Raw genomic sequence first — 16,317 nt, 5'->3', positions numbered from 1 at the left:
ATTATTTCTGCGACTCGATTCCTTTACGAAGGGCATTCCAAGCTAATGTAGCGCATTTGATACGGGCAGGAAACTTATTCACACCAGATAGCGATTCAATATCTTCCAGCTCTTCAAACTCTTCGGGTGCCCCCTTCATCAAGGACGAGAAGCGTTCAGCAAGAGCAAGTGCCTCTTCATATTTCATGCCTTTTACAGCCTCAGTCATCATCGATGCTGAACTCATACTAATCGAGCAACCCTCACCAGTGTAGCGAGCGTCAGTTACAACGCCATCATTAAGCTGTAATTGCAAAGAAATACGATCTCCGCAAGTAGGATTATTAAGCTGAATCGCTACGGACTCGTCTTGCATTTCTCCACGATTACGAGGGTTCTTATAGTGATCCATAATGACACGACGATACAAATCATTCAATTCCATAGCCGAAGAACTCCTTTGTCTGAATTAATGCTTCGACTAATTGATCAACATCATCTGTTGTATTGTATACATAGAAGCTTGCTCTTGCCGTAGCAGAAACATTAAGCCAGCGCATCAGCGGCTGACAGCAATGATGTCCTGCACGTACAGCAATACCCTTCGTATCTAACACTGTTGCTACATCATGTGGATGCACTTCATCTAGATTAAAGGTTACTAAGCCTACACGATCCTGCTTCGGACCATATATCGTAAGCCCATCTACATTAGACAATACATCATAAGCATATTTGGTCAATTGCTTTGCATGCTCATCAATGGCTTCCATTCCGATTTCCTCTAAGAAGTCAATTGCTGCACCTAAGCCGACAGCACCAGCAATAATAGGTGTGCCCCCTTCAAAGCGATAAGGGATTTCTTTCCAAGTAGAATCATATAACTCTACGAAATCAATCATTTCACCGCCAAATTCAATGGGCTCCATATTCTCAAGCAAGCTGCGGCGGCCATACAATGCACCAATTCCAGTTGGACCACACATCTTGTGACCAGAGAATGCATAGAAGTCAACATCAAGCGCTTGTACGTCTACACGCATATGCGGCGTACTTTGTGCTCCGTCGACAACCATAATTGCACCATTACGATGGGCAATTGCTGCAAGCTCTTTAACAGGATTAACACAGCCAAGCACATTAGATAGATGAGTAACAGAAACAATTTTCGTGTTACTCGTAATTGTAGCCTCGGCATCAGCAATAGAAATGGTTCCGTCAGCTTGAAGTGGAATATATTTCAATGTTGCTCCAGTAGCTTTGGCCACCTGCTGCCAAGGAATTAGATTGCTATGATGCTCCATCTGAGTAATGACAATCTCATCACCTTCACGACATACAGAACGAGCATAGCTAGAGGCAACGAGATTAAGAGCAGTTGTCGTACCTCTTGTAAATACGATCTGCTCTGGCGAAGGCGCATTAATAAACTTTGCAACCTTCTCACGAGCACCTTCATAAGCATCAGTTGCACGAGATCCTAAAGAGTGTACACCACGATGTACATTCGCATGATCAAGCTCATAATATTTACTCACCGCATCAATGACCGAACGCGGCTTCTGAGAAGATGCCGCGCTGTCTAGATAAACGAGTGGATGCCCGTTTATCTCTTGATGCAATATCGGAAATTGTTCCCGAATCGCATTTATATTCATCCTTGAAGCTTCCTTTCAAGCAGACGTTGCAATTGATCACGAACGGCTTCAACTGGAACTTCTGACACGACTGGAGCTAAGAAACCATGTATAATCAAACGCTCAGCGTCTTCCTTAGTGATACCACGGGACATTAGGTAGTAGACTTGCTCAGGGTTAACCTGACCAGCACTTGCCGCATGACCTGCCGTTACATCATCCTCATCAATTAATAGAATTGGATTGGCATCACCACGAGCTTTCGGACTAAGCATCAGAACTCTCTCAGTTTGCACACCGTTAGCTTTTTTTGCGCCATGCTCGATTTTCGTAATCCCGTTAATAATTGCGGTTGAAGAATCCCGCATAACGGCACGAGTAATCATGTTACTATCTGTGTTTTTACCAAAGTGAACAGCTTGCGTAGTTAAGCTTAGTTGTTGCTTATTCTGACCGACACTAATAATTTTCGCATCTGACGATGATCCTCTGCCAACTAGCACAGATTTCGTGTCAGAAACGGTATTGCCATCGTTCAAATCACCGATAATCCATTCAATACGACCATCATTCTCAACTATTGCGCGACGCAGCGATAAGTCAACGCCATTGTCAGATAAAGCATGTACAGTTCCAAAACGAACTAGTGCACCTGCTTTAACAAATACTTCAACAATTGCTGGGTGAGTAAAGTTAGCTGTTACAGATTCTTTAATAGAAACCGTCGAATCAACGTAAGTTACTCGGCTATTCTCATCCGCAACGATGACGATATGTGGAGCAAAAGTAGCTTCTGCATTATCATTGTATAGAACCGCTTGAAGTGGAAGTTCAACTTCAACGTTTTTCGGTACATATACGAATACGCCGCCATTCCATAAAGCAGCATTCAAAGCTGTTAGCTTATCCTCATCTACCTTTACCGCTTGGAATAGATATTGTTGAACTAGCTCACCATGCTCTTTGCATGCTGTTTCAAGATCAGTGAAGATAACACCTTTACTAGCTAATTCAGCAGATAGTTGCGACCATACTACGCCACTATTTTTCTGAATAAGTAAGTTTTCTGTTCCTTCAGCAATCAATTCTTGCACAGATGCAGGTAGCTCGCTAATAGCGTTAACTGCTGTTGCTGTTTCGTATTGTCCAACCGCCGTAAGATTCCAACGCTCGATTTTCACCTTTTCAACCTTAGGCCAAGGTAACGTTGCTGATAATTCAGCACCTTGACCACGAAGTTCCACTAGCCAGCCCGGTTCACCCTTACTATGTGCTAGTTTCTCCGTAGATTGACGATCGGTTGGAGAAGTTAATTGTGTAGTCATTGCAAATGCCTCCTTGTCCGGTCCGATTAGGCCTGGCCAACCGTTTCATCAGTAATGCCAAGTTCTTCTTTAATCCAGTCATATCCATCTTTTTCAAGACGTTGTGCAAGTTCAGGTCCACCAGATTTCACGATGCGACCTTGCATCATTACGTGTACATAGTCAGGAGTAACATAGTCAAGCAGACGTTGGTAATGCGTAATAATTAGGAAAGCACGATCCTCAGAACGCATAGCGTTAACGCCAGCTGCTACGATACGAAGTGCATCAATATCAAGACCGGAGTCAATTTCATCAAGAATAACTAATTTTGGATCAAGTAGCATCATTTGAAGAATTTCGTTACGTTTCTTCTCACCACCAGAGAAGCCTTCGTTCAAGTAACGGTGAGCGAACTCAGGGTTCATCTCAAGTTCTTTCATTTTTGCTTCCATTTGACGGATGAATTTAATAAGTGAAATTTCGCTTCCTTCTTCACGACGAGCATTAATTGCACTACGTAGGAAGTCGGAATTTGTTACTCCAGAAATTTCTGAAGGATATTGCATTCCAAGAAACATACCAGCACGAGCGCGCTCGTCAACTGCCATTTCAAGTACGTCTTCACCATCAAATGAAACTGTACCACCAGTTACTTCGTATTTCGGATGTCCCATCAATGCAGAAGCTAACGTTGATTTACCAGTACCGTTAGGTCCCATAATTGCATGGATTTCTCCACCTTTAATTTCAAGGTTGATTCCTTTAAGAATTTCTTTTCCTTCGATCTCTGCTTTAAGACCATCGATGACAAAATGCGTCGACATAATATTCTATCCCTCCAAAGGTTATTAGTAATATAAAAGTTTATTGATTCTCATTGATTCTCAATAATCATTATAATGTAGTTTTAGTTATAAATCAATGAGTCATCGTCCTTATGCCTATTTATACCTCTTATAATGAAAGTTCTAAACATTTGGTTGTTAGCATAATCATCTTGAGCACAAGCGACTGTTTTGAACTACATCTTAAGTGCTTCTTTAATTTCATTATATCTTTGTTCAAACTGCTCATCCGTCAGAACTGGCTCTAGACTACTTGCCTTAAGCTCGTCCTCAATTTTCACCCATGATTTACAGCCCATATATGGCGTACGCATTGGAGGCATTGCAGGATTTTCCAATCGATACACCCGCATAATTAGTAGATGCAACGGATTTTTCTTCTTCCATTTCAAACGTTCTGTTGCAAATTCATCTGTCCATATATGTAAAACACGCAGTGCTTGTAGCTGCTCTTCACTCGTTATTTCAATATCTTCAACAACTTTTGCATATCCCTCAAGCTTCATATGTGATTGTGTAGGGGACCACTCAGTCATCGTAGCCGCTATTCTCCCTTGAAAGGCTTCCTTCAGCAGATGCTCCTTTTGATGCTCATAAGCAGGCATTAAATAGAATTGTGGAGAAATAAGTTCGAAATCTCGTGTTTCTTCGACAATTCCACCTTTTCGCATTACAAATATTAACTCTCCTTGCAATAAGGCTCCTACCGTAACCGCCCATTCCTTTAAAGCAACAGATGTATTGGCTGTTGATATCATTAATATTGCCCCCTTCGATTTCTCATGTTGCAAAAAACGAGTAAAAATCATATAAATTCACTAGGAATTATTATTTACGTATTCCACGCAGTAGCAATATCTATTATACTATAAGTTATGATGTATGAACGATATTGATTATGGAGGTGGACGGTATGTCATCATATCATCCTTTAACAGAGCAAGAAGCCATTGAAATTGCTCGCGGTATTGAACAATTTTTCCCTGCGGATGGTACTTTGAATTGTAAAGAAATCGGCGATGGAAACTTAAACCTCGTTTTTCATATTACAGATGACGTAAGTGGCAAGGGCTTAATTATGAAACAAGCACTTCCATATGCTAAAGTCGTTGGCGAATCTTGGCCGCTGTCACTTGACCGTGCCCGTATCGAAAGTGAAAAATTAATCCTTGAAGGGAAGCTTGCTCCTGGATTAGTACCTCAAGTATATCAATACGATGCAGAGCTATCGCTTACCATTATGGAGGATTTGAGTGATCATGTTATTATGCGTCAAGGATTAATTGACGGTAATCAATATCCATTGTTCGCAGATCATATTTCAACATTTATGGCTAATACTCTTTTCCTTACATCAGATCTTGGTATGAATCAGCAAGACAAAAAGCTTCAAGTGAAAAACTTTATTAATCCTGATCTATGCAAAATTACGGAAGATTTAATCTTTGATGATCCGTACACAGTATCTTCTAATAATAACTACGAGGATGCTATTGAAGACGCGGCAGCAGCATTACGCAGCAATGATCAGCTTCATCTTGAAGTTGCTATTCTAAGAGAGAAGTTTCTTACGAAGGCAGAAGCATTACTGCACGGTGATCTTCATACAGGTAGTATCTTCATTAAGCAAGATTCTACTAAAGTTATCGACCCTGAATTCGCATATTATGGTCCAATGGGCTTTGATATCGGCGCACTGTTCGCTAACTTAATATTAAATTATGTTGGTCAAGAACATTGGATTGCTGAAGAGAACAAACGTGAAGCTTTCCGCAACAATTTACTTGATACGATTGATTCCATTTGGAATCAATTCCAAGATAAATTTTTAACACTTTGGAGTGAGCGTGGTGTTGACCGTATCGCTAATGAAGCTAATGGATATAAGGCATACTATATGCAACATTTACTTCAAGATACTGTAGGCTTCACTGGTGCGAAAATGGTACGTCGCATTGTTGGACTTGCTCATGTCGCTGACATTGATCGTATTCCAGATGATGCTACGCGTAACATTGCACAACGTAAAGCTTTATCGATTGGTACAGAATTGATTTTGCGTAATCGTCACATACAATCAATTGATGAGCTCATTCAAATTGTTAAGAGGGGTAGTTCAAAAAGTGGACCTTCATTGCAAGAGGTAATTCAAAAAGAAACTAGAGATATAGAACAAAACATGAGTAGAGAGGAATTATAATAATGACTGAAAATTATGTTGGACTACAATCTGTAATTTGGAAAAATGGAGCGATTGATCTACTTGATCAACGTCTACTTCCTGAAGAAATTGTTTATTTATTATTAACAACACAAGAGAGTGTTTGGGAGTCCATTCAATCTATGCAAGTTCGTGGTGCTCCGGCGATCGGTATTACTGCAGCTTATGGCGTTGTCATTGCAAGTCAACATGCCGATACTTCCGAGCAGTGGATTACAGCTGTACACGAATCAGCAAAATATTTGGCAACTTCACGCCCAACTGCGGTTAATTTATTCTGGGCATTAGACCGTATGACAGCAGCAGCCGATCAATATATCGCACAAGGTTTCTCGCTTGCAGATTGCAAAGCTGCACTTGAAACAGAAGCAATTGCAATTCAAACGCAAGATGAAGAAACGAATCGTCAAATTGGTGAATATGCACTATCTCTATTCAAAGAAGATATGGGTGTACTAACACACTGTAATGCTGGTGGACTTGCTACTGCAAAATACGGTACAGCACTAGCTCCTTTCTACCTTGCCAAAGAGCGTGGCATGAACCTTCGCGTATTCGCTGATGAAACTCGTCCAGTACTGCAAGGTGCTCGCTTAACAGCTTTTGAATTGCATGAAGCTGGTATTGACGTAACACTTATTTGCGATAATATGGCTGGTATGGTGATGTCTAAAGGCTGGGTTGATGCTGTAATCGTTGGTACTGACCGCGTAGCCGCTAACGGAGACGTAGCTAACAAAATTGGTACGTACAGTGTAGCAGTTCTAGCTAAGGCACATGGCATTCCTTTCTATGTCGCTTGCCCGCTTTCTACAATCGACTTAAATACACCTACAGGTAGCGAAATTCCGATTGAAGAGCGTCCTGCTGAAGAAGTTACAGAAGGCTTCGGTAAGCGTACTGCGCCTAAAGGCGTAAAAGTATTCAATCCTGCATTCGATATAACACCTCATGAATATGTAACAGGTATTATTACTGAAAAAGGTATTATAACTGCACCTTATGAAGAAAATCTTCGTAAACTATTCAGTAACTAATATTAGCTTTCAATAGAAAAGCGTTGAGCTTTGGTCATCCCAAAGCTCAACGCTTTTTACATTTTATTAAAGGTTTTGAACAACCTCTTCAATACTTATTATAAATATGCAAGTTCAAACATTTGCATGTCTTTCGCTAAATAAGAAGTTTCACAGTTGCCAAGCTCCAACGAGATACCAGGTGATTAAAACGATGAAACAAATCCTAGCAATGTGTACGGCACGAGTACACAAGCGATCAAATGCTCGAAGCTTACAATAAAGGTTCAAAAAGCGGGTTTTCAGAACCGAGCAGGTGAAGCGTTACTTGAGAAAGGCGGAAGCGCAAGTGTACATGATTACGTACACGTGGCCCTACAATGTTTCTGCAAGAAACATACATCGGAAGCTTATGCTATACTTTCCAAGTTCGCTTCAGATGCGATGTCGAATACACTCCGTTAGCATACTCATCGTTATCAAAGTCCGCTTTTTGAACATCCTCTAAATGATTTATTTCATTGCATGTAATAACTTCTGCATCAGCTTCGCAGCTTCAGCACGTGTTCCTAACCCTTTCGGATCAAATTGAGTGGCAGATTTACCATCAATGAATCCTGAGCCATACACTGCATTAATCGATGCGACTGCCCACCCTGCGGCTTTATCCATATCCGCGAATGGAGCTTCTACACCCGTTAATAATTGACCTTGAGCATATTGATAAGCTCTAGCAATCATAACTGCCATTTCTTGACGCTCAATATTATCATTAGGTGCAAACGTTGAGCTTGATTTTCCATTTACAATGCCCGCTTCAACTGCTGCTGAGATTGCAGCTGCATACCAGCTATTGTCCACTATATCATCGAAGGTAGTTGCGCCACTAGCTTCAAGACCAAGCATACGTGCAAGCATTGTTGTAAATTCTGCACGAGTTACTTCTTGCTGAGGTGCAAATTTGTCTAACGAAATCCCTTGAATAATTCCTTTTGCCACTAATTCTTTAATATATTCATTTGCCCAATAATCAGTCGCTACATCATCAAACTGTTTATCAAAGTTAACGATAATATATTTAGTATTCGCTTGTACTTTTGCTTGCAGTTTATTATCTACTATTGTACTTGATACGTACATTAATGTACCATCCGCTTGGACCTCATACAGCGCTACAGTTGCAGTTTGCTGCTCTTTAGCTAGCGGAATAGCAAGAGTTACCATATTAGATTGATCGCTCACTAGTTTGTTTGCGGCATCCATTGCTTTAACTTCAAATACATTACTTATTGCCGTGACTTGTGCATTCGCTTTATTGCCAGCTACAGCTGCAAGTTGCTCCCCATGTTCAGTCTCATTTACAACTTGTACTTGAATAGTAGAAGTTGATTGGCTCCAAGTTGAATATACGTCACTTGGAATGCTCATTGTCCAAAGATCCGTGTTCACTTGAAGGCTTCTGCCATTAAGCAGAGTTGCTACATTCGCAGGTAATACAATTGCTGTTACTTTATCTTTCGTAGTAATAATAATCTGTTCATTATCACTTGAAGTTAATTGCTCAGTTGTAATTGTTAATATACCTTCTTTACCAACTTCCGGAACTTCAATCGTGCCTGTGTCAGTACCTGGATTCGGAGTAGGTTTTGGATCAGGCTTAGGTGCTGGTTTTTTATCACTGGATAACATGAACTCATCCAATACTTCTCCTGCAACGTTTTTCACAACGACATGAATACCTTCAGCATCAGACAATACTTCTGTATAAATTTGTGTATTCTCTTCATATACAACATCTTGCCAATAATAAGGAGTCAAGCCATAGAACTTAGGACCCGAAGAACCACCAATCAAATACATCGTTCCTTGTTCATTGTTGTCTACGATCTCGCCACCATTCATATTGTAAGTACGAAGATAAATATGATCGTGCCCATTCATAACAAGATCTACACCGTATTGATCAAAAATCGGAACCCAATATTTTTGTACATTCTTGTTCTGATACGTACTTCCATAAGGTCCTTGATGGAAGAAGACAATTGTCGATGTTGCATCACTTTTCGCCAAATCTTTATCTAACCATGCTGCTTGTTCAATAATCCCTTCCGTTCCCATCTCTGTATTCAACACTACAAAGTGAGTATCAGCAATATCATAAGAGAATGAAGTACCATTTGTTAATGCAAGCCCGCTGTCCGGATTATTGAATTGCGCCAAATAATCGCCAGCCCCATTATCTCCATACACTTCGTGGTTACCGATAATTGGAACTAAAGTAGTGTTCATTAGCTCGCTTTGTACAGCATTGAACCACCAGTCCCATTGCTCAAGCTCGTAGCCGCTATCGACCATATCACCAGCATGAACGATCATATCTACATCTGCTAGCGGAGTACCCGTTACTGCTTTATCTACTACTGCACCCCAAAGATCGAACCCAGCGGCATTAGCAGCTTGTGAGTCACCAAAGAATAAAAACTTAGCTGAATCCTGCTCCACTCCAGTTGTTTTGAATTGACCAGAGCTACTTACATTATCAGCTCCATCACCTACACGATATACATATTCAGTACCTGGTTTTAGTCCAGTTAATTCTACTTGGTGAATTCGTACTGTGCCATCATTAGCAGTTGTATATAAATAATTCGTACCTTCTACTTTTAATACATTATCTGCTGTAAAGTCTGTAAACTCTAATTGTTCCACAAGCTCTACTACAGTAGTTTTCGCATCTGCACTTGTTTTCCAAGATATATTGCGATCAGTTGTTACTTCATTACCGAATGTCACATTGATATGCATTGGAGCAACTGTTCCTGCAGATGGTGCAACGACGAATGACATCATTGGACTATAGTTATCATCCTTCATCGCTTGTATATTGTACGTACCTGACGCCGTAGTTACTTCATTAGATAAAAGTTGACCATTAACATCTGAAGTGGCAGCAACAAGTGTGCCATTGAACAGCATCTGTACGCCCTCTATCGGCTCTCGACTCACTTTATCTACAATTGTAAATACCGCAGGCTCACCTTTTGAAGTTGCATGATGATCCCAAGTTAGCTCATATTTACTTTGCACGTCCAGATTAAATGTGTCACCTTTATAATTAATATCCGATTTCGTTGCCGTTTCAACGATTCCATTAACAACTTTTAGCTGAATTGATTTTTTCGGATTAGCACGTAATTCTGCTAACGAATAAGGACCCAAATAATCTGAATTGATGCGATAAGAAATACTACCGATTGCATCTGTAGTCGAAAGCTTTGCAGCTGCCAGATCGCTTAATGTCAATGTCAGCAGTCCATTTGTCTCATCAACAGTGAAATCTACCATATTATTTGCTAGTTTACTATTTGGAAGGAATTCAATATTGTCCATTGCGTTTGGCATATAGCTAAACTCCAACTGACCAGCTACTAATTCATCTGCTACCTTAGCATTAATATCAAATGAATACGTTTGACCTGTATATACAACATCTTCTGTCGTATATTCGTAGTACGGAGATCCTAGATTAACTTTGAAGCTCCATTCTTTGATCGTTTGATTACCCGCCAAATCACGAACAGCAACTTTCACCGTATGATTACCTTCGCTTAATGGCTCTGTCGGTACATAACTAATTTCACCTTTAGGTGGATAGAAGCCATGTGTTACTAGAACGCCATCCACATATAGACGAGTCTTTTCAGGATCTATCAATGTAGTTCCTGGATGAGTTGCTGCATCATAGCCTGCATCCTGTGCTGTAATTTTAATGGCTGGCGTAGCTGTACTAACCATTGCAGCTTCTGCTGGAGAGAACGATACAATTTCTGGCTCGTCATAATCAATACCTTCAACTGGGCCATACGTAACGGTAATATCATCGATATAAATAGCACCGGCATCTTTCTTCGCAGAACTTGTCTCCATATATCTTACTTGTTTCTCGATTGACAACGGTAACGCACGTCCAGCTGGAACTGGTGCTTCAACATACTTCCAGCCAATCCAGTCAACACCCTTTGTTCCATTCGTAAAGTCGATGGCAATGGCCGCATTGTTACCATCGCGCAGCTGAGCTCGTAGCCAATGACCTTTACCATCACCATAGACCCACATCCCAATTTTTTCAGGATAGCCAGGTATTGCAATTCTAGTATCGACATTTTTTGATTGTAGATAAGCACCTGAAGTAGACTCTCTGCCTGTAAAATCATAAGATAACTTTACTGCTGCATCCCCATTTCGCACGAAATCTTGGTCCGTAATCAAATCAATTGCATATGAATTTGCACGATCTGCTGCAGCTACATAATTATCAATGCCATTCTCAAAACCTTCTAAAATGACAGGTGGAATTCCGACATTAACTACGAATGAATCTGTTACATCTCCGAAGCTAACTTGGATTGATCCAGCTTGACCTGTGTCAGATGTTGCAGTGTATATGCCATTGTCATCTACTGTACCTATATTTCCTGTAACGCTCCATATTAGATCATCATTACTCGCGGTCACCACTTGACCATCGCGTGTTGCTTTAACATTTAGCTGAACCATTTCACCTGAAGAATATGTTTTCTCGTCATCCGGGAAATGTAATGCTGTTAATGTATCTATAACTTCGACTGTCGCTTCGCCAGTAATATCAGCAGCTGCTACATGAATCGTTGCTTCCCCTGCTTGCTTACTCGCAGTAAATTGACCAGCATTATTAATCGTTCCGAAAGCTTCATCTACTGACCATTCCATACCTCCTGCTAGGTCGGCAGGATGATAGTTTGTATCCAGCCCTGCCCCTGCAAATGTAACAGTCGAGCCTACAAGAACACGTTCCACACTTGGAGTGACCGCTATTGTAGAAGCAGCATTTAATTCAGGAGCAGTATTGACTAGCAAGAGACCATTACCAATACTACGCTCAAAGCCATCCGAGCCTGTGTTAAGCATTGTTGCTTGTTGTTGACCGGGAAGTTTTGCGATAAGCGTTGACGAACCTCCGCCGTCCAAATTCATCGCTTGAACAATGCCCATCTCAATCATCAAATTAGCAACCTGCATCATTTCAAGACCTTCACTAAATCCAGGCTGACGACCATCTACTTCGAAAAACACAATCGTTCCGTCTGCTTTCGTACCAATTGCAGTACGCGGATGAGTTCCTTCTGGTCCAACATTTTGCGCAATTCCATTATCTACAAGTGGTCCATTACCTCCAATTGCAGTTGTGACATCCGAGAAATTACTTGATAATTCAAAATTTGCTGTTACCTCTTGTCCTACTTGCAAAGCTTCAATAATTGAAGTTTTATCGCCAGACGCCGATAATACAACTTGATCATCAGATAATTTCGTATTACCTTGACCTATTTTCACTTCAGATACTGTCATAACCAGATCTGAGCCACTCGCTACTTCACCCGAAACAATATCAAGAACAACTTCAACACCTTGAGTTGATGAGCCTGTCGAAGCGCCATATTTGTCTGTAAACATTACTAATTGATTTGTACCGCGATAGCGATTCAAACTAGTTAATGGTGTATCTGTCTCATCTATCGTAATTGATCTATTTAATGAAACAGTGCCATATACTGATTCTCCTGCAGCAGTCATACCAAATGCATAACTACTTTGAGGACTGATCAATATTTCACCATCCGCTATAAAAATCCCTGAGGGTACTCCCGTTGCCTGACCTGAAATTTCATAGAAATCACCATTAATACCTGCAATTACGCGACTACCTTCAGCATCAACATAATCAGCCATTTGTGTAAGTGGCTTCATACCTGATACATAACCATTTTTTGTAGCACTAACTAATTTAAGATTAGGATTCGTTGGATCAAATTCTACTGTATGTACTTTCTGTACTGCATTCTCAACATCCATATCCATCCAAGTATATGTAGCTCCAAATCCGAGATCACTTTGTCTCATATCAACAACTTCACCATAGCTCCAACTAGGAGTGACTGGCATTGCCGCATTTACGTTAATAGCGGGTTGTAGCATTGATAGTGCAATTGCGACTACCATTAAACTAGAAATAAACTTGTATATCTTCTTCAATCTTCTCAGCTCCTAATATGTATGATTCTAGTTAAGTATAATCAACAATAATTAAGAGATTGTTTTCACTATATTAATAAATTATATATATTACTGTAACAATCTATGAAAGCAATATTATTACATGGAAGCGATTGGTTTTTTTGATTACCAATTTTTATCATATGATTAGATATTAATCCATTAACCTAATAGCACGACATGACTATATTTTATAATCATATCGTGCTATTTTATTTGCTACTATAACATCTTTTCTAGCGCATCTTTCCCTTTCATGCCGACTGTTATTCCTAGTGCTCCAGCTGCATCCGTTATCGATTCTAAGGGGGCATCCATAAGTTCTTCCAAGGTTCGCACGCCTACAGCACGTCCTGCAATAATTGCTCGATCTTTAAGCTTATTATTCAGTAAACTCACATCAAGTGCTCCACACATAATATAGCCATTATCTGTAGAAATGGATAATAACGTCGTTTTTGGTAACTTTACTTCCGTACCAATAACTGTAGCACCACTACGCAATTGAAACGGTATCATCTTAATCATCTCGAATGCACCTCTCGTAGTTCATTGGAATTGTTAATGTATGTTACTATATGCATCATTTGCTTGTAAGTGAACAACCTATATAGCATATGCCTACTAACCATATATTATTTCCCGTAATACTGCATAAACTATTACTAGAGGTTCATTTATTTACGGAATAATCTTGAAAACAAGGACTTTTCACCCAACAAACTCTCTTATCAATACCATTTAAGTAGGACTACAGAAATACATTAAATCATGATATAGTAGAACAATCACGTGACGCGGAGGGAGTTAATATGACAATTAAAAAACAAAGTTCATTTCTATATAATGTTGAAATTTTAATTGAGAATGAGCATCATGCAATCGCGTTACAACAATTGATTGAACAATTGAACAAAGCTAAGTTTTTAGATTATAAAATCACTTCTGGCATTGAGCTAGGTGACGTTATAGCAGAGCGAAAGGCAAAAGCAAAAACAACGAAACCAATTGCTGTCTCTGTCGAATCTAATGAATACGAATTAGGACTCGAAGCATTTAGACAGTGCAAAGAGCACAATAAACTAGTACGACTTATCGTGAATCGCGGACTAGGTATAAAGCTAAGCATCCCTTGCCGAGTCATCAATATCGATGAAACCGATCAAATCGTTACCATTTACCATGTCGATGAAAAACAAGTATATACTTTCCGGTTGAATGAAATTGAAGACTTCATAGAGGTTTAACTATAGAGGTAAGTTCAAAAAAAGCCTATCAAGTAGCATTATTCGCTACTTGGTAGGCTTTTTGATTTATACAGCAACTAGTAATTTTTCGAAGAAATGTCCCGGTACAGGCGGGCTTTTCAAATAGCCTTGCATCTCATCACATTGTAATGTGCGAAGAAAATCTAGCTGTTCAGTCGTTTCTACACCTTCTGCGATAACTTGTAAATTCAATTTATGTGCCATTGCAATTATTGCCGATACAATTTCCGCATGACTTTGTTCATTCAAAATGTCAGTAACAAACGAACGATCAATTTTCAAACGAGTAATTGGGAATGACTTCAAATAATGGAATGAGCTATAGCCCGTACCAAAATCATCAACACTAATGCCAACACCTAGTTCGCTTATCGCTATTAACTTACGGTTCATCTCGTTCATATCAATGCTCATTGATTCCGTAATTTCAATGTCCAAATACTGGGATGGTAATTGCGTCTCCTCGAGAATTTGCTTAATCTGTAAATCCATCTCGTTTCGCACAAATTGTCTAATCGATAAATTCACAGCAACTGGAACGATTGGCAATCCAGCGTCCAGCCATTCTTTATTTTGACGACATGCTTCTCTAATAACCCATTCACCAATCGGAACTATTAATCCACTTTCTTCAGCTAGTGGTATAAAGTGGATCGGGGATAGTAATCCTTTAGTCGGATGATTCCAACGAATCAAAGCTTCCCCTCCGACAATACGACCGTGAATAACATCATATTGTGGCTGATAATATAGCTCGAACTCATTGCGCTGTAAGGCACGATGAATTTCATGTTGTAATTTTAATCGTTCATATGAGGAATTATTCCACTCTTCGGAGTAAATAAGAATATGACCTCCCGAAGATTCCTTAACCTTGACCAATGCCATATCCGCTTTTTTGAAAATTGAAAACCCATCATCGCTAGGATCAAGATTCAAGGCAATTCCCATACTAGCTCCCATATGTACAGGTACACCTTTCAAATCATACGGTTCACTAATAACATCTAGAATATGCTGTGATCTTACTAATAATTGATCGATACTATCAATTTCATTCAGAAGCAATGCAAAAGCATCACCTTCTAATCTTGCTACAACATCATTAGGAGATAATAATCGATTCAATCGATCCGCCATTTGTAGCAGCATGAGATCAGCATACTCTCTGCCGAATGAAGCATTTACAAGTTTGAAATTATCAAGATCTATGTAACACACACTTAGCATCTGCTGATCTTCTTTTGCTCGCATTAGCCATTCATCTAATTTAATTTGAAATAATGTACGATTTGGTAAACCAGTCATATCATCGTAATAAGCCATATAGCGAATACGTTCTAAGTTTCGTTTATGATCACTCAGATCATGACTTACAATTAAGGACCCAATGACTTTGTGATGCTGGATAACAGGCTCACAGCTAATTTGAATCTCTAAAGGGAATGACGATCGGTGCAAAACATGAATATTAAGTTTTTCTATTTGGCCCTCTTTAACCTTTTCTAATGCTTCCATTACGGATTCTTGACTGGATTGCTCAATAACATTCATAATTGGTTTCCCGATTAATTCTTCAATTCGTTCATAACCAAGCATATGTGCGGAAGTATCGTTCAATTCAATAATATTTCCGTCATGATTAATTAATGTTAAGGCAACGGCATTAGATTGAAACAGTGTACTTACAATTGATTCATGAAAGTTTCTAGTTGATGTTATTCTTCTAGAGCGAAGCAGCAGTATAATCGCAGTCGTAATTAGAACTGCTCCAACTGTGCCAAGTATAACTTGATATTTCAGCGTATTTAGACCAAACATCGCGATGACTATCCAAGCAAAGGAAAGAACAATGAGATAGCCTGAAACTAGCGAAGGCTCCAACCAATTAAACTGTTTTCGCTTCAACAACTGTAATCCCTCAATTCATCTCGCTGTGGATTTATATTAA

11 protein-coding genes are annotated in these 16,317 nt (G+C 39.7%); 3 read left to right on the top strand and 8 right to left on the bottom strand.

Going from position 1 to position 16,317, the window contains the following annotated elements; translation table 11 throughout:
• Position 1: 1 nt before the first annotated feature.
• From sufU to AC1TO5_RS12395, 5 genes are all read right to left on the bottom strand, one after another.
• Positions 2 to 424 (bottom strand): Fe-S cluster assembly sulfur transfer protein SufU, encoded by a 423-nt coding sequence (sufU, locus tag AC1TO5_RS12415; protein ID WP_482063139.1) that lies wholly within the window; start codon positions 422 to 424, stop codon positions 2 to 4.
• Positions 411 to 1,637 carry a cysteine desulfurase gene (locus AC1TO5_RS12410; protein ID WP_482063138.1) on the bottom strand — a complete coding sequence of 409 codons (1,227 nt, stop codon included), beginning with the start codon at positions 1,635 to 1,637 and terminating at the stop codon, positions 411 to 413. The genes sufU and AC1TO5_RS12410 overlap by 14 nt, the downstream gene beginning before the upstream one ends.
• Positions 1,634 to 2,941 (bottom strand): Fe-S cluster assembly protein SufD, encoded by a 1,308-nt coding sequence (gene sufD / locus AC1TO5_RS12405; protein WP_482063137.1) that lies wholly within the window; start codon positions 2,939 to 2,941, stop codon positions 1,634 to 1,636. Before sufD ends, AC1TO5_RS12410 begins: the two co-directional genes overlap by 4 nt.
• Positions 2,942 to 2,967: 26 nt before the next feature.
• Positions 2,968 to 3,747 carry a Fe-S cluster assembly ATPase SufC gene (gene sufC, locus AC1TO5_RS12400; RefSeq protein ID WP_482063136.1) on the bottom strand — a complete coding sequence of 260 codons (780 nt, stop codon included), beginning with the start codon at positions 3,745 to 3,747 and terminating at the stop codon, positions 2,968 to 2,970.
• Positions 3,748 to 3,944: 197 nt separating this feature from the next.
• Positions 3,945 to 4,526 carry a DUF1802 family protein gene (locus AC1TO5_RS12395; RefSeq protein ID WP_482063135.1) on the bottom strand — a complete coding sequence of 194 codons (582 nt, stop codon included), beginning with the start codon at positions 4,524 to 4,526 and terminating at the stop codon, positions 3,945 to 3,947.
• Positions 4,527 to 4,681: 155 nt separating this feature from the next.
• Between AC1TO5_RS12395 and mtnK the strand changes: the two genes are divergently transcribed.
• Positions 4,682 to 5,968 carry an S-methyl-5-thioribose kinase gene (gene mtnK, locus AC1TO5_RS12390; RefSeq protein WP_482063134.1) on the top strand — a complete coding sequence of 429 codons (1,287 nt, stop codon included), beginning with the start codon at positions 4,682 to 4,684 and terminating at the stop codon, positions 5,966 to 5,968.
• 2 nt (positions 5,969 to 5,970) lie between these two features.
• On the top strand, positions 5,971 to 7,026 hold the full coding sequence (gene mtnA / locus AC1TO5_RS12385) for an S-methyl-5-thioribose-1-phosphate isomerase (protein WP_482063133.1): 1,056 nt from the start codon (positions 5,971 to 5,973) through the stop codon (positions 7,024 to 7,026).
• 492 nt (positions 7,027 to 7,518) lie between these two features.
• Here the strand turns inward: mtnA and AC1TO5_RS12380 are convergent, their stop codons facing one another.
• Positions 7,519 to 13,077 (bottom strand): S-layer homology domain-containing protein, encoded by a 5,559-nt coding sequence (locus AC1TO5_RS12380; protein ID WP_482063132.1) that lies wholly within the window; start codon positions 13,075 to 13,077, stop codon positions 7,519 to 7,521.
• Positions 13,078 to 13,320: 243 nt separating this feature from the next.
• The gene (locus tag AC1TO5_RS12375) at positions 13,321 to 13,626 is read right to left on the bottom strand and encodes a YunC family protein (RefSeq protein WP_482063131.1); all 306 of its coding nucleotides are present in this window, start codon (positions 13,624 to 13,626) and stop codon (positions 13,321 to 13,323) included.
• A gap of 284 nt (positions 13,627 to 13,910) precedes the next feature.
• On the opposite strand from AC1TO5_RS12375, the gene AC1TO5_RS12370 reads away from it, so the two are divergent.
• Positions 13,911 to 14,345, top strand: coding sequence for a hypothetical protein (locus AC1TO5_RS12370; RefSeq protein WP_482063130.1), 435 nt, complete (start codon positions 13,911 to 13,913; stop codon positions 14,343 to 14,345).
• A gap of 66 nt (positions 14,346 to 14,411) precedes the next feature.
• On the opposite strand, the gene AC1TO5_RS12365 is transcribed toward AC1TO5_RS12370, so the two are convergent.
• Complete coding sequence (locus AC1TO5_RS12365; RefSeq protein WP_482063129.1) at positions 14,412 to 16,277, bottom strand: putative bifunctional diguanylate cyclase/phosphodiesterase; 1,866 nt, start codon at positions 16,275 to 16,277, stop codon at positions 14,412 to 14,414.
• Between the last annotated feature and the right edge of the window lie 40 nt (positions 16,278 to 16,317).

The organism is Paenibacillus sp. Y930 (assembly GCF_056786375.1).
Note: the sequence above shows the minus strand (reverse complement) of the source record. Positions and strands in the feature narration are given on the sequence as shown.

Bases quoted from the DNA above. Each gene is read 5' to 3' on its own strand.
- sufU (WP_482063139.1), bottom strand. From the start codon at position 424: ATGGAATTGAATGATTTGTATCGTCGTGTCATTATGGATCACTATAAG.
- AC1TO5_RS12410 (WP_482063138.1), bottom strand. From the start codon at position 1,637: ATGAATATAAATGCGATTCGGGAACAATTTCCGATATTGCATCAAGAG.
- sufD (WP_482063137.1), bottom strand. From the start codon at position 2,941: ATGACTACACAATTAACTTCTCCAACCGATCGTCAATCTACGGAGAAA.
- sufC (WP_482063136.1), bottom strand. From the start codon at position 3,747: ATGTCGACGCATTTTGTCATCGATGGTCTTAAAGCAGAGATCGAAGGA.
- AC1TO5_RS12395 (WP_482063135.1), bottom strand. From the start codon at position 4,526: ATGATATCAACAGCCAATACATCTGTTGCTTTAAAGGAATGGGCGGTT.
- mtnK (WP_482063134.1), top strand. From the start codon at position 4,682: ATGTCATCATATCATCCTTTAACAGAGCAAGAAGCCATTGAAATTGCT.
- mtnA (WP_482063133.1), top strand. From the start codon at position 5,971: ATGACTGAAAATTATGTTGGACTACAATCTGTAATTTGGAAAAATGGA.
- AC1TO5_RS12375 (WP_482063131.1), bottom strand. From the start codon at position 13,626: ATGATTAAGATGATACCGTTTCAATTGCGTAGTGGTGCTACAGTTATT.
- AC1TO5_RS12370 (WP_482063130.1), top strand. From the start codon at position 13,911: ATGACAATTAAAAAACAAAGTTCATTTCTATATAATGTTGAAATTTTA.